We start from the raw sequence: 19,520 nt of genomic DNA on the forward strand, positions 1-19,520 counted from the left end.
AGGATGCCTTATATATGAGCACAAATGATGAAATAATAGATAATAAAATTGATGATTTATGTATGGTATTTATTATAGATAATCAAAAATATGCTTTATCATCAAAATATATTACAGAAATTATTGAAATGCTACCTATAACTAAAGTTCCATTTATACCTGAATATATAAAAGGAATTATAAACTTAAGAAGTAATATAATACCTGTTATGGATGCAAGAATGAGATTTGGAATTAGTCCAAAAGAATATGATGAGAGAACTTGTATAATAATAATTGAAAATAATGATGAAAAAATAGGTTTAATTGTAGATGCAGTAAATGAGGTTATTCATATTCCTGATGGTCAAAGTATGAAAATGGATTCAAATGATAGTGATGATAAGCCTAATTTTATAAAGGGAGTTAGCGAAATAAATAATGAAGTTCAATTAATACTAGATTGTGATTCATTAGTAAAAATTGTAGAGGATATAGATTATGCACTTAACAGATAAAGATTTCATAAGACTAAAGAACTTTATGTATAATAATTATGGGATAAATCTTGACAAAAAAAGGACCCTGATAGAAACTAGATTAGGTCTTATGGTAAAAAGATTAGGATTTAGAGATTTTAAGAGTTACATAGACAATTTAATGCAAGATAAAAGTGGAGAACAAGCAGCAGTTTTAGTAGAAAAGTTAACTACAAACTTTACATATTTTATGCGTGAGGAACAACATTATGAATTTTTAAGGGATGAAGTTTTAACACATGCTTTAAAAAAACCTCCAATAGGAGGAGTTAAAATTTGGTCAGCAGCTTCATCTACTGGAGAAGAACCTTATTGTATAGCCATGTTAGCTCAACAAATGATGTCTAAAAATCCTAGGTTAAAAGTTTCTGTAACTGCATCTGATATATCAAATAATGTCTTAAATCAAGCTAAAATGGGGATTTATTCACAAGACAAAATAGCTAAACTACCACCAGCATGGATTAAGAGCTTTTTTAGGAAATTAAATGATAGAAATTATAAAATTACAGATAATGTAAGAAACATAGTAGAATTTAAATACTTTAACTTAAATGACAATATAGGCTGGAATCGTTCTAAGTATGATGTCATATTTTGTAGAAATGTTATGATTTATTTTGATAATCCTACAAAGCAAAAATTATGTAAGAAATTATATGATTCATTAAAACCAGGAGGATACCTGATAATAGGTATGTCAGAAAATTTATCTAATCTACAAACTGACTTTGAAAGAGTGAGACCATCTGTATATAGAAAAAATTTATAACAAGTAATTGGAGGAAAAAATATGAAAAGAGTATTAATAGTTGATGATGCAGCATTTATGCGTATGTCTATACGTAATATGCTTGAAAATAATGGATTTGAGATAGTTGGAGAAGCTGAAAATGGAGTAATGGCAATTGAAAAATATAAAGAATTACAGCCAGAAGTTGTTACTATGGATATAACTATGCCTGAAATGGATGGATTAGAAGCACTAAGAGAAATAAAGAAAATTGATCCATCTGCCTCAGTTGTAATGGTATCTGCATTAGGACAAGAGGCAAGAATGAAAGAAGCTATAATATATGGAGCAAAAGGGTTTATAGTAAAACCTTTTAAGGAAGAGATTATAGTATCTGCTTTATCTAAAATATAATTTAATTTATATGAAAATATAGAAGGACAAAAAATAGTTAGCAATATTGCTAACTATTTTTTTATTACTTTCCTCATAAGAAGAAATATTGGGGGAGTAGTAAAAGCTGGAGCAATTATTGGTGATAATATTTCTCCAAGTTTAAATACATTTACAAGTATTACTATAACTCCCATATTTAATATATACTCAAATATATATATTAAGATTGAATAGAAAAATTTTTTATAAGAATATTTCTTTTCTTTAAAAGTATATTTACTATTTAATATATAAGATGCTGTTATACTAATAACACTAGTTATAGTATAGGCTAATAGGTAGTGAAGTTTAAAGTAAATAAACAAAGTAAGATATATACCTTGAGATATTACAAAATTGCTTATACCTATTATATTGAACTTTATATATTCGATTATTTTATGTCTGTACTTTTTTAATATTGTTGACATATATACACTCCTAAGATGAAAGACATAAACTTATAATAATATTATTTGAGCAAAAATTCAATTTATTCTTCATTATAAGTATTTACTAGTTCAAAATTTAATATGGATTTATACTGATTATAAATAACTGTCTTTTCTTCTAGTTTCAAGTTTTATAAAAAATTCAATTATCTAACCAACAGGAATTCCCATCAATATAACATTTACACCAAAGAAATTAGAAAATAAATATCAAGCAGGTATCCTTACGATCTATAAGATATCGTATAGCTTATAAGAGTAACCATCTCACTTTATAGCACTAAATAATATAAATGATTCTACCTTAGAACAAGTATCAAAATCTGCCATAGAAGCGACACCGTAGATATTAACCAAAGATTACATGTTTATATCTTCAAAGTAAAATAGCATTTGCCGAATATCTCTATGTTTACATATTTTGTAATAAAATCTTAAGAATTAGGTTAAGAAATTTTTAAGATTTATACTCTATTATATATTTGTAGGATAGGAAATGAATTTATATTATTAATATTTAAAGGATGTGAAATTATTGTATAATATTAAAGAAAATAATAAAGAAGGTGAAAGTTTATATGTACAATATATTAGTAGTGGATGATGATAAAGAAATCGTTGAGTCAATAGATATATATCTAAAAAATGAAGGATATAAAATATACAAAGCTTATAATGGATTAGATGCATTAGATATTATAGCAAATGAAAAAATACACCTTATTTTGATGGATATAATGATGCCAAAGTTAGATGGAATAAAAGCAACTATAAAAATAAGAGAAGAAAAAAATATACCTATAATATTAATATCAGCAAAAAGTGAAGATACAGATAAGATACTTGGACTTAATATTGGTGCAGATGATTATATAACAAAACCATTTAATTTACTAGAACTTGTAGCTAGAGTAAAGTCAAGCCTTAGAAGGTATGTTAATTTAGGAACTTATAAAAATGAAGATAAAGACGTGATAAAAAGTGGAGGACTTTCTATGAATCTATTGACAAAAGAAGTTTTAGTAGATGGAGAATATGTGAAGCTTACTCCAATTGAGTTTAATATATTAAGGCTTTTGTTGTCCAATAAAGGAGTAGTATTTTCAATTGATGAAATATATGAGAAGGTATGGAAAGAACAAAGCTTTAATGTAGAAAATACAGTAGCAGTTCATATAAGGAGAATAAGGGAAAAAATAGAAATAAATCCTAAAGAACCAAAATATTTAAAGGTGGTGTGGGGAGTTGGATACAAAGTTGAAAAGCTTTAGGGGCAAAATTATAAAAAATAAAAGTTTAGTGTTTAATTTAATACTTATACTAACTATATTTATGGTTACACAAATAATAGGAATAATAACATGTTTTAAATTTTTTAGCCAAAATTTATTTATGATATTAGCTAATTTATCACTGATAAATTTTATTATATACAAAATAATGAGAAAACTATCTATATTATAGATAATAATTTAAATAAATTGAGATGAGGGATAAATTTGAAAAAAAATAGATTAAAGAATGTATTTTTAATGTTATCTATGATTTCATTATCAATACTACTTACAGTAATACCAACTACATTTTCAATATATAGGCAAAATATGGGACTATGGACGAGTTATATGCATAAAGACAAGCAAATACTAGAAACAGATTTTTATAAAAGTAATGTATTTGAATTTAATGTACTTAGACCTATTTTATATTGGATGGGAGAAAGTGTATCAGATGTAGATTCAAATATAAGCAATTATATAAATGAAAATACATATTATGAAGATGTTACTAAAGGTTTAGATGAATATGGAAATGAAATAAAAGAGACTAAGGAAAGAAAACCTACTAAAGAAGAAGCTAAAAATGATCTTTTAAATAAGGTTAATTATAGTAGAAATGAACTAAAGCAAATACATAACATTAAATTTATGGTTAAAAACACTAAAACTAATGAGTATTATACTAATACAGAATATAAAACATTTGATGAATTTGATAAAAATATAGATGAATATACAAATATAAAAATAGACAAAAATAATTCAAATAGAAGTTACATAAAAACAATAAATAAAAAAGTATCAGAAAATCCAACTCATTATATAGAGGGTAAGTTATTAGATGCTACATCAGAAGAAAATTTAGAAGTACATATGTCTTTTCCTAAATTATTATCTAATGTAGAAGTTTCAGATAAGGTATATAATGAGTATCACAAATATACACAAACTATAAAAGAAGTGTATATATGTTTAATTTTAATGATTGTAAATATAATTGTATTTATTATATCAGCAGTTACATATAAAAAAATAAAAATAAATGAAGACCATGATGAAGGCATATTAACTAAGTTATCAAACAAAGTACCAATAGATATTATACTATGGTTAATGGCTATAGACTTTTTATTATATGTACCATTTTCACTTTCTTATTATCAAGGTTATAGGTATATGATAGAAAAAATATGTGCAGTAATAGGAGCATATCTACTTATATATGCAGCTTACACTATAAATAGAAGAAGCAAAAAATATGATAAAAAAATATATATATTAAAAGAAACTATTGTATATAAACTATATAAAATATTAAAAAATACTGTTATCAGTGGGTTAAAAGCATCTAAAGAAATACCTTTAATAAAAAGAATAATAATAGTATCAATAGGTATAACATTTATAGGTGGGGTAGTGTCAGTCTTATTGTATGAACTTATCTATAATGAGGTTATGCTTTTATTTGGAATACCTATGTCTATGCTTTTATTTACACTATATATAGTAAAAAAATTAGCTTATTTAAGCGATATAATAGAAGGAACTTCTAGAATTAAAACTGGAGAATTAGATTACAAAATAGATATATTAGGAAATGATAGTTTCACTAATTTAGCAGAGAATATTAATAACATAGGCGAAGGGCTAGAAAAGTCAATAGAAACTCAATTAAGAAGTGAGAGAATGAAATCAGAACTTATAACTAATGTAAGCCATGATTTAAAGACTCCACTTACATCTATAATAAATTATGTAGAACTAATAAAAAAAGAAGAAGTAAGCCCAGAACATGTTAATGATTATATAAAAGTATTAGACCAAAAGTCAAAGAGATTAAAAATATTAATTGAAGATTTGTTTGAAGCTAGTAAAGCAAGTAGCGGTAATTTAGAGCTTAATATGGAAAATATAGATATAGTACAGCTACTTAGACAAAGTATAGGCGAAATGGAAGAAAAATTATCAAATTCTAACTTAGATATAAGACTAAACTTAAGTAGTGAAAAAATTAATATATATGCAGATGGTAGAAGAATGTATAGAGTATTTGAAAACTTATTATCAAATATATCAAAGTACTCATTACCTAGTACAAGGGTATATATAGATTTATTAGAAGATGATGAAAGTGTAATTATTACTATGAAAAATATATCTTCATATGAACTTAACTTTGATGCTACAGAGATAACAGAAAGATTTAAAAGGGCAGATGAATCTAGAAATACAGAAGGTAGTGGACTTGGACTTGCTATAAGTAAAGACTTAGTAAATCTCCAAGGTGGTAAGTTTAGTGTAGAAATAGATGGTGATTTATTTAAGTCTATATTAGCCTTTCCTAAGATAGGTAAATAAATACTACTTTTTTAATATTTATAAAAAACTATATTTTGTTGTTTGTATAATTAATATAAAGGTATAAATATATTAATAAATACTAAAAATAACTTAGGTTTATATAAATAATTAGGAGGTAGTTATGATGAAAGTAACATTTCAAGGAGCACCATTAACATTAAAAGGAAGTCAATTAAAAGTTGGAGATAAAGCTCCTGACTTTACAGTTATAGATAACGAATTAAATCCATTAAAATTAGATGATACTAAAGGAAAAAGAGTATTTTTATCTGTTCCATCAATAGATACACCAGTTTGTGATATGGAAGTAAGAAGATTTAATACAGAAGCTTCAAAATTAAACAACGTTACAGTATATACAATATCAATGGATTTACCATTTGCGCAAGCTAGATGGTGTGGTACAGCTGGCATAGAAAATGTAAAAACTGTATCAGATTATAAAGATAGAGAATTTGGGGAAAATTACGGAGTATATATAAATGAATTAGGTCTTTTATCAAGAGCAGTATTTGTAGTTGATGAAAATGATAAAGTTATATATGTAGAATATTTAGAAGAAATAACTGAAGAACCAAATTATAATAAAGTTTTAGAAATATTAAGATAAATGTAAAAATAAAAAAGCAGTATACATAATTTATGTATACTGCTTTTTTATACTTTAGCCTACTAAAAAATAATTTATTAAGGCTAATATAAAGCTACAAATTAATATAAAGGATACAACAATAAAATGACGTTTTTTATTCATTACTACAATAGCAATATATTCTCTTATTAAAGCATTTGGAATAAAATAAAGAGCAGTTTTTGCGCCAATACCTTCACTTTTTAAGTTAGCTTTTTTAGCATAAAGCCCAGCTCTAAATAGGTGATAATTATTAGTAATAAAAATACTTTTGTATCCACTTGGTTTAATTTTATCCATTATATTTTTAGAAAAACTCATATTTTCAAATGTTGTTGTTGATTTATCTTCAAGTATTGTATCAGAAATAGGTATACCATTTTTTATAGCATATTGTTGCATAGCAAATGCTTCAGAAACTTTCTCATCTTTACCTTGACCACCAGAAAATATTATTTTAGGTGGTTTCGATACTTTAGCTTGTTTATTATAAAATTCAATTGCTCTTTTTATTCTGCTAGCAAGTAAAGGTGGAACTTTATCTCCGATTACTCTGCTACCTAAAACAATTATAAAATCTTGGTTTAGCTTAGGTCTATTAAATTGATATAATAGTGAAATCATCAAGAAATTAAAAACACTAAATAAGAAATATATTTCTATAACGAAAAATCCACCAATAAATATATTAACATCACTAGGTAAAAATCTTTCAGGATTAATTATAGTTAGTATCACATGAAAAAGTAAAACTAAGCCTAAGAAAAATGTTAATAGATTAGATAAGCTCCGACTCTCTCTTTTTGTTACAATTCGTGCATTTATAAATAATCCAATTATGAGTATATAAATCCCAAATATTAAAATAAAAATTGCTATAATAAAAAATATAAAAAATATAACCATCAATAATATATTAGAAGTAGAGAAGGTTATGTATGTTGCAGTTAATAAAAACATAAATAATGAAAGATTAAATAAAAAGCCATTATAAAGTTTTCTTTTATCTAGATTATAAGAGATTAAAAAGATAGAAAATGAAATTAGAGTTAGTATTAAAAGTATTTTCATACTTCACCTCCAAATTAAAATAAAACTTTATTGATAATTAATAATATTAGCATAAGTAAAAAATATATACAAATAACAACATCAAATTTACTAGGTAGACACTAATTATTAATAATATATTAAATATAGTATGAAATGTTAGTATAATTAAAAGGTTTTAAACTACTTTATGTAGAAAGTAGTAATATAAATTATTTTGGGGGAATTATCATGGAGAAATTTAATAAAGTTGGAAATTATAATATACCGTTAGACTATGCTAAAAATGAATTTAGGAAAAAAGATCCTATTCTTATGGCAAAGCTATCAAATTCATATTATGATAAAAATACTAGCATATTTCATGTAAAGTGCATGGATTTTACTTTATATGTAGAATATCCAAGTGGAGATATATATAAAGAAAATGGAGAAAAACTAGATAAAATAACTTTAGAAATTTTAGTAATAAGATTTTTAGTCAATGCTAATCCAATACCACCAACTAATAAATATATAACATTTAAAGAAATTGATGGAGGGCATGTATATTACCCGGCATTTTTAAGAACTAGTATAAATAGATTAACTAAAGAATTTGGAGGAAATGTAGAAAAATTTAAATCTGTAATGAAAAATATTGGAGCAAGTAAAATAAATATGGGAGATAGTGCCTATAAAATTAGATTTTTAAATGATACATATATTATATATATTTTATGGAGTGGGGATGATGAAATAGAATCAGCATCTAATATATTATTTGACTCAAATATAAAGCACTATTTTAATGCAGAGGATATAGCAGTAATTGGCGATATACCATTTATAAGAATATATGAAGAATTAGATAACCTATAAATTATATAATAGTGTTCACATTTATTAACCTAGATTTTATAATTAAAATAAGCAAATACATTTGATATAATATACATAAAGCATCAAAGGAGGAGTCAGATGATAAAGCTTATTGCAACAGATATGGATGGAACACTATTAAATAATAATAATGAAATACACCATGATTTTATAGATGTATTTGAAAAACTACAAGAAAAAGATATAATATTTGCAGCTGCTAGTGGAAGACAATACTTTAATTTGTTAAAAAGATTTGAAGATGTTAAAGATAAGATGATGTTTATAGCTGAGAATGGAACAATTGTAGTTTATAAGGGAGAAGAGATATTTATAAACTCATTAGATAGAAATATAGCTAAAGAATTAGTTAATATAGGAAGAAATATAGAAAATTCAAATGTAATACTTTGTGGTAAAAATTCTGCATATATAGAATCTACTGATGAAGAATTTATAAAAGAAGTAGAAAAATACTATGAAAAGTATGAAGTAGTAAAAGATGTAAATGAAATAGAAGATGATATATTAAAGGTTACTATATGTGACTTTAATGGGGCTCAAGAAAATAGCAATAAATATTACGACGACTATAGAGAGGATTTACAAGTATCTATATCTGGGAAGATATGGTTAGATATAACGAATAAAGGAGCCAATAAAGGAATGGCAATTAAAGCACTTCAAGAGAAAATGGGTATAGATTTTAATGAAACTATGGTATTTGGAGATTATCTAAATGATTTGGAGATGATGGAAGCAGCTTATCACAGTTATGCTATGGAAAATGCTCATGATGATTTAAAGAAAGTATCTAGATTTATTGCAAAAAGTAATGATGATAATGGAGTTTTAGAAGCTATAAAATTAAATATATTATAATAAAAGTCTACTTAGTATAAATTTATGCTAAGTAGTTTTTTATTATATTCATTACTAAAATATCTATTGACTGTATTGTAACCATATACTTTATTGTATAATATGATAAGATACAAAATTTAGGAGGATAAAATGGATAATTCAATAGCAAAAAGCTTTAGCTTTTTATCACTTATAAAATTTACTATACCATCGGTGGTAATGCTTGTATTTATGTCTTTATATACAATAATAGATGGAATATTTGTATCTAGATTTGTAAATACTGACGCATTATCATCTGTAAATATAGTATATCCATTTATAAATGTGGTAATAGCAGTTGGTGTAATGTTAGCAACTGGAAGTAGCGCAGTTATAGCTAAAAAAATTGGTGAAGGGAAAACTGAAGAAGCTAAAAAGAATTTTACATTAATAATACTTTTAGGAGCTACTTTAGGAATCTTAATATCATTTATTGGATATACATTTTTGGAAAAGATAATATATACACTTGGTGGCAATAATAAATTATATGGGTATTGTAGAGATTATCTAACAGCAACTTTAATATTTGTTCCAGCGTTTATAATTAATTTATTATTTCAATATCTTACAATAACTGCAGGGAAGCCAAATATAGGATTATTATTTACCTTAATAGGCGGATTTAGTAACATAATATTAGATTATTTATTTATAGTTCCTATGGATATGGGAATATCAGGAGCGGCATATGCAACAGGTATGGGAAATTTAATACCAGCAATACTTGGAATAATATATTTTAGCAGAAAAAAAGCTTCTTTATATTTTGTAAAGCCTAGCTTAGACATTAACGTTATATTAACTACAATAACAAATGGTTCATCTGAAATGGTTACGAATTTATCGGCAGGGGTAACTACAATGTTATTTAACATAGTTATGATGAAACTTTTAGGATCAGATGGAGTAGCCGCTATAACTATAGTTTTATATGGTGAGTTTTTAATAACATCTGCATATATAGGATTTTCATCAGGGGTTGCACCTATTATAAGCTACAATTATGGGAATAAAAATGAGCATGAGCTTAAAAAGATAATAAAGTATAGTATAATATTTATATTGTTAAGTTCTGTGATATTATTTACAGTAGCGATATTAGCATCTCCAATAATAGTAGGATTATTCTCAGAATCTAAAAGTAATGTTTTTAATATTGCTTATAATGGATTTAGGCTATTTGCTATAGGTTTTTTAATTATGGGAACTAATATATTTACTTCTGCAATATTTACAGCTTTTTCAAATGGAAAAATATCTGCAACTATATCTTTTTTAAGAACCTTTGTATTTATAGTATGTGGAATAACTTTTTTACCTAAATATTTAAATGTAAATGGAGTGTGGTTAGCAGTCCCATTAGCAGAACTATTGACGGTAATAATATCTATATTATTTATAAATAAATATAAAAATATATATGGGTATTGTAGTAAAAATAAAAAATACAATAAGAAAGAAAAAGAATTAGAGGATATAAAGGAGATATAAATGTCTGTTGTGCATAAAATAGAAAAGCCAAAAATATATAGTGATCTACAAGAGTGTAGCAATATAGTAGAACTTATAATAAATGAGGAAAGTATAGAAAATAAAATAATAGAGGATACTGTAATAAGTGATATATATAATATAAGAATTAGTTTTAATTCCTGTGTTTTTAAGAATATAATATTTGAGGAGTGCGATTTAAAAAAAATAGATATAGTAGATTGTATATTTGAAAACTGTGATTTATCTAATATAGATATATCAGATAGTAGTATATACAGAACAGAGTTTATAAACTGTAAATTAATAGGCAGTAGATTCGATGATTCTTTAATGAAAAATGTAGTATTTAAGGATACTATAGGGATATATTCAAATTTTTCATATGCTAAATTAAAAAATATATGTTTTAAAGATTCTAATTTTAGAAATTCAGTATTTCAGGAAATAGAAAGTAAAGGTTTAATTTTAGAATCTACAGATTTAACAAAATCAGTTTTTAGAGGAAGTTCTCTTGATAAAGTAGATTTAACTACTTGTAATATAGATAGTTTAGAAGTAAGTATAAAAGATGTTTCAGGTGGAATTTTTACACCTATTCAAGCTTTAGAATTAACTAAACTCATGAATATAGTAGTAAAATAAAGAAATATTAAAGGGATATTTAGAGATTAATAAAGGCATAAAGCTTTAAATAAGTATATAGTGATAGTAAAAATGAACTAAAACATAATTGTTTTAGTTCATTTTTTTCGCTTAAGGGAATTATGATACTTCATAAATTGTGGATAACTATTGAAATTAAGTAATACTAATTAGTTTTATGAGCGTAAAAAAGACATTTTGAGCAACGGACGAAGTCGTTGGCGACATGAGCGCAGCGAGTTTTTTACATACAAGGAAATTATATTAGTTATAAAACTATTGATAATAAGTAAGATATACTAATAAGTTTAAAATGTAAAAAATGATATTTTGAGTAACGGACAAATTTGTTGGCGGACATAAGCTAAGCGAATTTTTTATATAAGAGTATATTATTAAAATATAATTATATACTTTTATATAAAATTAGAGTTGTAATTGATATAAAATGTAAAAAAATATATATAAATATATAAATATGTTGCACTTAATAAATAAATATGATACTCTATAGGAAAGATAAAATGAATATTAAAATAGAAATGATATATATATTATAAAAATTAGGAGGAACATTGTGAAGAATATATGCGTTATAGGTAGTCTAAATATGGATTTAGTTGTAAATGTAGAAAAGATGCCAAAAGCAGGACAAACTTTATTAGGAAGTAATTTCAAAGAAGTTCCAGGCGGAAAAGGAGCTAACCAAGCGGTAGCTATGGCTAGGTTAAATGGAAATGTAACTATGATTGGTAAAGTTGGAAATGATAGCTTTGGAGAAACTTTAGTAAACTCATTAAAAAAAGATAATGTAAATACTGATTACATACAAGTAGAAGAAGGTCCAAGTGGTGTAGCACTTATAACGGTAGATAAAAATGCACAAAACTCTATAGTAGTAGCACCAGGAGCTAATTATAAATTAACTAAAGAAGATATAGATAAAAATATAGATGCAATAAAAAATAGTGATATAGTAGTAGTTCAACTTGAAACTCCACTAGAAACTATAAAGTATGCTCTTAAAAAAGCTAAAGAACTAGGTAAGTATACTATATTAAACCCAGCACCAGCAGTAGTTTTAGAAGATGAGATAATAGAAAATGTCGATTTATTAACTCCAAATGAAACTGAACTTGAAATAATAAGCCAAAAATCAATAAGTAATGAAGATGATATAAATGAATGTGCACAAATAATGATAAACAAAGGTGTAAAAGAACTTATAGTAACTTTAGGTTCTAAGGGAAGTTTATATATAAATAAAGAAACATCAATGTTTAAAAAGGCATATAAAGTTGAAGCTATAGATACTACAGCAGCTGGTGATAGTTATACTGGAGCTTTGGCTGTGGCAATAGCATGTGGCAAAGATATGGAATATGCTATGGATTTTGCTTCAAAAGTTGGAGCATTATCAGTTATGAAAGAGGGTGCTCAAAGTAGCTTACCAACATTAATAGAAGTTGAGAACTTTAGGGGGTAAATTATGAAAAAAACTAAACTGATAAATAGTGAAATATCATACACTATATCTAAAATGGGTCATACTGATAGTTTAACTATAGGAGATTGTGGACTTCCGATAAGTGATGATGTTAAAAAGATAGATCTAGCATTAACTCACGGCGTACCAAGTTTTATAGATACTTTAGATGTAATATTAGAAGAACTATGTGTTGAAGAGATAATAATAGCTAGTGAGATTAAAGAAAAAAACGAAAAAATATATAAAGAAATATTAAAACGATTTGAAAATGTAAAAGTTACAGAAGTGAGTCATGAAGAATTTAAAAAGATGACTAATAACAGTAAAGCTTTTGTTAGAACTGGGGAGTGCAGTCCTTATGCTAATATAATATTAAAATCGGGAGTTGTATTTTAACATGAAAACACCTATTTTGAAAATGACAAATATAGTAAAAGAATTTCCAGGAGTTAAGGCACTAGACGGGGTTAATCTGGAGCTTTATGAAGGAAAAGTTATGGCTTTGATGGGAGAAAATGGAGCGGGAAAATCTACACTTATGAAAATATTAAGTGGTGTATATAAAAAAACTAAAGGTCAAATTTACTATAATGGAAAAGAAGAAGATATAAAAGGACCTAAAGATGCAGCTGATAAAGGTATTGCAATAATACATCAAGAACTTAACTTAGTAAATGATTTAAGTATAGGCGAAAATATATTTTTAGGAAGAGAACCTAAAAATGGACTTAAAATAGACTTTAATAAACTACATAGTGATAGTCAAAAGCTACTTCAAAAGTTAAATGTAGAGACTAGTTCAAAATGTCTTGTAAAAAACTTAAGTATCGGTCAAAAGCAAATGATTGAAATTGCAAAAGCTTTATCACTAGATGCAAAGATAATAATAATGGATGAGCCAACAGATGCGCTAACAGATAAGGAAACTGAGAGTTTATTTAAGGTTATAAATGAGTTAAAAGAAGAAGGAAAAGCAATTGTATATATATCACATAGACTAAAAGAAATATTTGAAATATGTGATTATATAACTGTACTAAGAGATGGAAAATATGTAGGTCAAGAAGAAATAAAAGATATAGACGAAGATAAAATGATAGAGATGATGGTAGGTAGAAAGCTTACAGACCAATTTCCTAGAATTGAATGTGAAAAAGGAGAGCCTATATTAGAAGTTAAAAATCTAAAAAATAAATTTGTAGATAATGTAAGCTTTGATGTAAAAGGTGGAGAAATAGTAGGTATATCAGGACTTATGGGGGCAGGTAGAACGGAACTTGCAAAAACTATATATGGACACATAAAAAAAGAAAGTGGAAGTATATATGTAAATAAAAAAGAGATATTTAATAGAAGCTCAAAAGACGGGCTAAAAAATAAAATAGCTTATGTTAGTGAAGATAGAAAAGGAGATGGATTAATCTTAGATTTATCTATAAGAGAAAATATGACCATATCTTCATTAAATACTATATCATCTTTATTTAAAATAAATAAGCAAAAAGAAAAAGATATAGTAAATAGCTATATAGATAAGATAAATATAAAAACACCAAGCCAAGAACAACTTATAAGAAATCTAAGTGGTGGAAATCAGCAAAAAGTAGCAATAGCAAAAGCACTGCTTACAAATCCGGATGTTTTAATTCTTGATGAACCCACTAGAGGTGTTGATGTAGGAGCTAAAAAAGAGATATATGACTTAATAAATGATTTTAAGTCAAAGGGAAAAGCGGTTATAATGATATCTTCAGAAATGCCAGAAATACTTGGATTAAGCGATAGAATATTAGTACTTAGCCAAGGAAGAATAACTGGAGAGTTTGATAAAGAAGAAGTAAGCCAAGAAGCGATATTAAAATGTGCAGTAGAAACTAGGGAGGCAGTATAGTTATGTCATCACAATGTATACAAAATACGAAAGACAGTAAATTAGATATAAAAAATATATTAATAAAGTATAAAAGTTTAGTAGGATTATTATTGTTAGTAGGTATAGTTTCAATATTAAGTCCATCATTTTTAAGCACTAAAAATATTTTTAATATATTAAGACAAACATCAGTAAATGCAATAATAGCAGCTGGTATGACTTTTGTTATATTAACAGGAGGAATAGATTTATCTGTAGGCTCAATACTTGCTATAAGTGGAGCGATTTGTGCAAGTTTACTTGTATCAGGACAAAATATAGTAGTAGCTATAGTAATATCTATATTAATAGGAGCTGTTGTTGGTTTTTTAAATGGATTTGTAATTTCAAAAGGAAAACTTCAGCCATTTATAGCAACACTTGCGACTATGACAATACTTAGAGGTTTAACTTTAGTATTTACAGATGGAAAGCCTATAACATTAGGTAGTGGAGATTTAGCAATAAACTTTGGAAAAATAGGTGGAGGAGAAATATTCTCTATACCAACTCCAGCAATAATAATGATAGTAGTATTTTTAGTATGTGCTTATATACTAAATAGTACTAAAATGGGAAGATACACTTATGCATTAGGTTCTAATGAAGAAGCAACAAAGCTATCAGGGCTTAATACAGATAAAATAAAAATATGGGTATACACAATAAGTGGTATATTATCAGCATTAGCTGGAGTTATAATAACTTCAAGATTATACTCTGCACAACCAACAGCAGGTACTGGATATGAGTTAGATGCAATAGCAGCAGTAGTACTTGGTGGAACTAGTTTAACAGGTGGAAAAGGTAAAATAACTGGAACTATAATAGGTGCATTAATAATAGGTGTATTAAGTAACGCACTTAATATCTTAGATGTATCATCATATTATCAAATGATGGTAAAAGGTGTAGTTATATTAATAGCTGTACTTTTAGACAGAAGAAGTAACTAGGAGGAAATAAAATGAAAAAATTTCTTTCTATAATAATAACTATAATATTATCATCAAGCCTACTAGTAGGATGTAGCGCTAAAGATAATGGAGTGAAAAAGATAGGACTTATAGTATCAACATTAAACAATCCATTTTTCGTAGATTTAAAAGCTGGAGTCGAAGAAAAAGCAAAGGAATTAGGATATGAAGTAGTAGTTCTTGATTCACAAAATGACCCAGCTAAAGAAGTATCTAATATGGAAGATATAAGTGTTAGAGATGTAGATATAGTACTTTTAAACCCAGTTGATTCAGACTCAGCAATAGCATCTGTTATGGTCGCTAATAATCTAAAGCTACCAGTAATAACAGTTGACAGAGCAGCAAATGGAGGAGAAGTTATATCTCACGTTGCATCTGATAATGTTGCTGGTGGAAAAATGGCAGCAGACTTTTTAATAGAAAAACTTGGTGGAAAAGGAAATGTAGTAGAACTTGAAGGTATAGCGGGTTCTTCAGCTACAAGAGATAGAGGTAAAGGATTTGAAGATGGTATAAAAAATAGTGAGTTTAAGTTAATTGCTAAACAAAGTGCAGATTTTGATAGAAGTAAAGGACTTACTGTTATGGAAAATATCATTCAATCAAAGGATAATATAAATGCTGTATTTGCACAAAATGATGAAATGGCTTTAGGTGCTCAAAAAGCATTAGAAGATGCTAATATGAATGATGTATTAGTAGTTGGATTTGATGCAACAGATGATGCAGTTGAATCTGTTAAAAGTGGGAAAATGGATGCGACAGTGGCACAACAACCGATACTTATAGGAGAAACAGCTGTTGAAGCTGCTAACAAAGTTATAAAAGGTGAGAAAATAGATAAATATATACCAGTCGAATTAAAGTTAGTAAAAAAGTAATTCAATAAAACCTAAATATAAATTGTAAGTATACAAAAAGCTTGATTTTAACAATCAAGCTTTTTTGTTTGTAAGGATTTTATATTAAGTATAAAATTATTTACAACTTTTAATAAAAATTTTATTTATCTTTATATTCAGCACCAGCATTAACTTTAGTAACTTGAACAGCAATCATATCTTCTTTATCAGAGTTTTTAATTCCATGCCATTCATTTGCTTTTACAAAAACTGTGCATCCAGTATGAACATTATGTTCTTTTTCTTCAACAGTCATAACTCCAGAGCCTTTTAAAAAGAAAAATATTTGCTCGCCATTTGGATGTCTATGCATTGCTAAATCTTGATTTGGTTTAAAATAATAAACTTCACAAGTTATATCGTTACCAGAAAAGACTGGTGTCTTAGGAACTACAGTATCATTGAAATTTGCTGCTTGTGGGTCTAGTAAATGTTTATGATTTGATTCCATAAAAAACCTCCATATATACGTAATTGAATATATTTTACTCAAAATATAAAAGTTATATTCAATTAATAAATTTTAAACTATTAGAAATAATTATTTATATAAATATGGTATAATATTAAAGAGACAGAAGGATAGGAGAGGCTGATAATATGGACATATTAATAACTGAAGAAGCTAAAAAACAATTTGATAAAATATTAGAAAATAGCGAGCATAAATATATAAGAATATATAAAAATCGTCCGTCTATATATGAAGATGCAAAATTAGACTTTATGTTAGATGAAATAAAGGAAGATGATGAACTTCATGAAGTTGATGGATATAAGATAATAATAAATAAAAGACTAGGATGTCAGATATTTTTCATGAATATATCTTATGGCGGACTAATGAGTAGAGATAAGTTCTCTATAGAATGTGATATTGGGCTATTACACTTTTAAATAAAAAATCTCCATCAAAATAAGATGGAGATTTTTTATTTTTAAATCATTAAAAATTAATTACGTCAAAACCTCATAAAAAGCATCTAAAATTATATGAAATAAATATTAACATTCTATTAATGTAAATCATAAGATATATAGCGATAGAAATGTATTTCATTATAAGGAGGTGCATCATGGATAATTCTTGCCCAAAATATGATATTCAAAAAATATTTTCTGGATACAAACCATCTAAACCAAATGCATATGCTCAAATAAATGGAGGACCATTAGCATCTTGTATAAAAGGAATAGTATACCTGTATCAATTAGAAGAGGGGGTATATGTAAAGGCATATATAACAGGAATACCTAGTATAAATAATCAAACTAGTTCGTTTCATGGATTTCATATCCATGAAGTAGGCGATTGTTCAATAGAAGATAAAAATAATCCATTTACTTCTGCAAAATCTCATTATAATTCAACCAACACAGAACACCCTATGCATGCAGGAGATTTACCGCCAATACTATCTGCTAATGGGATAGGGATACTTTCTGTATTTACCAATAGGTTTACTGTAGATGAAGTTATAGGAAAATCTTTTATACTTCATGAAGGATATGATGATTTTACTTCACAACCTGCAGGAAATTCAGGAAAGCGATGGGCATGTGGAGTTATTCATCATTATTAGTAGTTAAAATCTTAAACTTTATATGATTAATATAATAAGTTGTTAAATCTAATAGGATTAGTGCGCTTAAGGATTTGATATTAGGTTTAAATAAAATGTATCACCATTAAAAAGAGTATTTAACTTTTATAATAAAAGAAAATTTTCTTATTATGATTATTCGTTTTTAAATTTTTATAAATATTAATAAAAATTTAAAAAAATATGAATTATTTTTTTAAAAATGGTTAATATATAACTACACAATTAATTGTGTATCTAAGCACACTAGATAAAAGCTCGGATTGCCGAACCTTTTGCTAGTACCTATTGGGTGTTTAGAAGACGAGATATTTTATCATATTAGATAGTTCACCTAGGCTAAAACTACCTCATTTTAATCTATGGCTGTTAGCTAATAAGGTCAAAACCAATAGATGGCTAAATGCTAAGAAGCAAGTATTATCTAATAAAAGTCAAAAAGAGGGAAAAGCATATAGCTTTGTAAAAGGCAATAGATTTGATGGTTACACCATTAAATCCATTGTCTTTTATTTTGTTTTTTTATTGTAATCATATTATGCATAAAATTTGGTATGATAGTATAAATAATATAACCAAAAGGGGAGATACATATGAAAATCAAAATAGGGTTACTAGCATTAGCACTTAGTATAACATTAGTAGGATGTTCAGACGCAACAATAGAAAATAATAATAGTACAAATAAACTTAGTATAGAGGAAAATAAAGATACATATAAAGATAATAAAGAACAAGAAATTAATAAAGAAGGAATAGAAAATAGTGATAAAAATGATAATAGTATAAATACAGAAAAAGAAGAACCTATTGAAAACCTAGAAGAAATCAATAAGGAAAATATAAATATTGAAAATTCTAAAGGAGAAATAGATTTTAAATTATACACATTTGACTCTGAAGATAATGATAAAAGGATAGTACTAAAAGATATACATAATATAGATAAAGACGATACGCTAGAAAACAAAATAAATGCTTTATTATCATCTTTAAAGAAAGACTATTTTAAAGATGAAAAAGCAAATATACAATTAGAGTCAATAAATGATGGGATGGCTACAATAAACCTAGTAGATGAAAATTCTTGGAGACAACACTTCCAGGGTTCAACAGGTGGATATATAAATCAAAAGACAATAGTAGAAACACTACTACAAAGAGATTATGATGGTGAGTGGATAAAGGGTGTGAATGTTTTAATAGATGGTAAAAAACAAGAAGTTTTTGATCATGCATCATTTGAAGAAATTTTTTATAGATAAAC

21 protein-coding genes are annotated in these 19,520 nt (G+C 26.2%); 18 read left to right on the forward strand and 3 right to left on the reverse strand.

Translation table 11 applies throughout. From position 1 onward, the window contains the following. The first annotated feature begins 14 nt into the window (after nt 1-14). From ABCP60_RS01385 to ABCP60_RS01395, 3 genes are read left to right on the forward strand one after another with little or no spacing between them, the layout of a single operon-like run. On the forward strand, nt 15-497 hold the full coding sequence (locus ABCP60_RS01385; RefSeq protein WP_092926842.1) for a chemotaxis protein CheW: 483 nt from the start codon (nt 15-17) through the stop codon (nt 495-497). Next, the gene (locus ABCP60_RS01390; protein ID WP_092926841.1) at nt 481-1,290 is read left to right on the forward strand and encodes a protein-glutamate O-methyltransferase CheR; all 810 of its coding nucleotides are present in this window, start codon (nt 481-483) and stop codon (nt 1,288-1,290) included. Before ABCP60_RS01385 ends, ABCP60_RS01390 begins: the two co-directional genes overlap by 17 nt. Nucleotides 1,291-1,311: 21 nt before the next feature. Further along, nucleotides 1,312-1,665, forward strand: coding sequence for a response regulator (locus tag ABCP60_RS01395; protein ID WP_092926840.1), 354 nt, complete (start codon nt 1,312-1,314; stop codon nt 1,663-1,665). Nucleotides 1,666-1,718: 53 nt separating this feature from the next. Here ABCP60_RS01395 and ABCP60_RS01400 read toward each other — a convergent pair whose 3' ends face one another. Then, a complete protein-coding gene (locus tag ABCP60_RS01400) occupies nt 1,719-2,117 on the reverse strand; it encodes a GtrA family protein (RefSeq protein WP_092926839.1) in 399 nt (132 codons plus the stop codon). Between the two features lie 599 nt (nt 2,118-2,716). Here ABCP60_RS01400 and ABCP60_RS01405 point away from each other — a divergent pair. The 3 genes from ABCP60_RS01405 to tpx all read left to right on the forward strand — a co-directional run bounded on the left by ABCP60_RS01405 (nt 2,717) and on the right by tpx (nt 6,389). Then, nucleotides 2,717-3,409 (forward strand): response regulator transcription factor, encoded by a 693-nt coding sequence (locus ABCP60_RS01405; protein WP_092926838.1) that lies wholly within the window; start codon nt 2,717-2,719, stop codon nt 3,407-3,409. Nucleotides 3,410-3,637: 228 nt separating this feature from the next. Continuing rightward, the gene (locus tag ABCP60_RS01410) at nt 3,638-5,776 is read left to right on the forward strand and encodes a sensor histidine kinase (protein ID WP_343101055.1); all 2,139 of its coding nucleotides are present in this window, start codon (nt 3,638-3,640) and stop codon (nt 5,774-5,776) included. A gap of 127 nt (nt 5,777-5,903) precedes the next feature. Next, nucleotides 5,904-6,389 (forward strand): thiol peroxidase, encoded by a 486-nt coding sequence (gene tpx, locus ABCP60_RS01415; RefSeq protein WP_166506224.1) that lies wholly within the window; start codon nt 5,904-5,906, stop codon nt 6,387-6,389. 54 nt (nt 6,390-6,443) lie between these two features. Here tpx and ABCP60_RS01420 read toward each other — a convergent pair whose 3' ends face one another. After that, on the reverse strand, nt 6,444-7,481 hold the full coding sequence (locus ABCP60_RS01420) for a YdcF family protein (protein ID WP_343101056.1): 1,038 nt from the start codon (nt 7,479-7,481) through the stop codon (nt 6,444-6,446). A gap of 210 nt (nt 7,482-7,691) precedes the next feature. On the opposite strand from ABCP60_RS01420, the gene ABCP60_RS01425 reads away from it, so the two are divergent. The 9 genes from ABCP60_RS01425 to rbsB all read left to right on the forward strand — a co-directional run bounded on the left by ABCP60_RS01425 (nt 7,692) and on the right by rbsB (nt 16,628). After that, a complete protein-coding gene (locus tag ABCP60_RS01425) occupies nt 7,692-8,321 on the forward strand; it encodes a DUF3786 domain-containing protein (RefSeq protein ID WP_343101057.1) in 630 nt (209 codons plus the stop codon). 99 nt (nt 8,322-8,420) lie between these two features. Next, complete coding sequence (locus tag ABCP60_RS01430; protein ID WP_092926832.1) at nt 8,421-9,203, forward strand: HAD family hydrolase; 783 nt, start codon at nt 8,421-8,423, stop codon at nt 9,201-9,203. Nucleotides 9,204-9,335: 132 nt separating this feature from the next. Beyond that, nucleotides 9,336-10,721: an MATE family efflux transporter gene (locus ABCP60_RS01435; RefSeq protein WP_343101058.1), complete on the forward strand. Its 1,386-nt coding sequence runs from the start codon at nt 9,336-9,338 to the stop codon at nt 10,719-10,721. After that, nucleotides 10,722-11,366: a pentapeptide repeat-containing protein gene (locus ABCP60_RS01440; protein ID WP_343101059.1), complete on the forward strand. Its 645-nt coding sequence runs from the start codon at nt 10,722-10,724 to the stop codon at nt 11,364-11,366. A gap of 577 nt (nt 11,367-11,943) precedes the next feature. Further along, nucleotides 11,944-12,852, forward strand: coding sequence for a ribokinase (gene rbsK, locus ABCP60_RS01445; protein WP_092926826.1), 909 nt, complete (start codon nt 11,944-11,946; stop codon nt 12,850-12,852). Between the two features lie 3 nt (nt 12,853-12,855). Further along, nucleotides 12,856-13,251, forward strand: coding sequence for a D-ribose pyranase (rbsD, locus tag ABCP60_RS01450; RefSeq protein WP_092926824.1), 396 nt, complete (start codon nt 12,856-12,858; stop codon nt 13,249-13,251). A 1-nt stretch (nt 13,252) separates the two neighbouring features. Beyond that, nucleotides 13,253-14,746, forward strand: coding sequence for a ribose ABC transporter ATP-binding protein RbsA (gene rbsA / locus ABCP60_RS01455; protein WP_092926822.1), 1,494 nt, complete (start codon nt 13,253-13,255; stop codon nt 14,744-14,746). Nucleotides 14,747-14,748: 2 nt separating this feature from the next. Beyond that, nucleotides 14,749-15,723: a ribose ABC transporter permease gene (rbsC, locus tag ABCP60_RS01460; RefSeq protein WP_092926820.1), complete on the forward strand. Its 975-nt coding sequence runs from the start codon at nt 14,749-14,751 to the stop codon at nt 15,721-15,723. Nucleotides 15,724-15,734: 11 nt separating this feature from the next. Beyond that, a complete protein-coding gene (gene rbsB / locus ABCP60_RS01465; protein WP_343101060.1) occupies nt 15,735-16,628 on the forward strand; it encodes a ribose ABC transporter substrate-binding protein RbsB in 894 nt (297 codons plus the stop codon). 121 nt (nt 16,629-16,749) lie between these two features. On the opposite strand, the gene ABCP60_RS01470 is transcribed toward rbsB, so the two are convergent. Then, nucleotides 16,750-17,100, reverse strand: coding sequence for a cupin domain-containing protein (locus ABCP60_RS01470; RefSeq protein ID WP_195236901.1), 351 nt, complete (start codon nt 17,098-17,100; stop codon nt 16,750-16,752). Nucleotides 17,101-17,249: 149 nt separating this feature from the next. Here ABCP60_RS01470 and ABCP60_RS01475 point away from each other — a divergent pair, with 149 nt between their 5' ends. From ABCP60_RS01475 to ABCP60_RS01485, 3 genes are all read left to right on the forward strand, one after another. After that, nucleotides 17,250-17,546, forward strand: coding sequence for a hypothetical protein (locus ABCP60_RS01475; RefSeq protein WP_166505022.1), 297 nt, complete (start codon nt 17,250-17,252; stop codon nt 17,544-17,546). A gap of 179 nt (nt 17,547-17,725) precedes the next feature. Then, nucleotides 17,726-18,232: a superoxide dismutase family protein gene (locus ABCP60_RS01480; RefSeq protein ID WP_343101061.1), complete on the forward strand. Its 507-nt coding sequence runs from the start codon at nt 17,726-17,728 to the stop codon at nt 18,230-18,232. A gap of 614 nt (nt 18,233-18,846) precedes the next feature. Beyond that, nucleotides 18,847-19,518, forward strand: coding sequence for a hypothetical protein (locus tag ABCP60_RS01485; RefSeq protein ID WP_343101062.1), 672 nt, complete (start codon nt 18,847-18,849; stop codon nt 19,516-19,518). Nucleotides 19,519-19,520 lie beyond the last annotated feature (2 nt).

It is taken from the genome of Romboutsia sp. MSSM.1001216sp_RTP31141st1_G3_RTP31141_220114, from assembly GCF_039031195.1.
GTDB classification, from domain to species: Bacteria; Bacillota; Clostridia; order Peptostreptococcales; family Peptostreptococcaceae; genus Romboutsia_C; species Romboutsia_C hominis.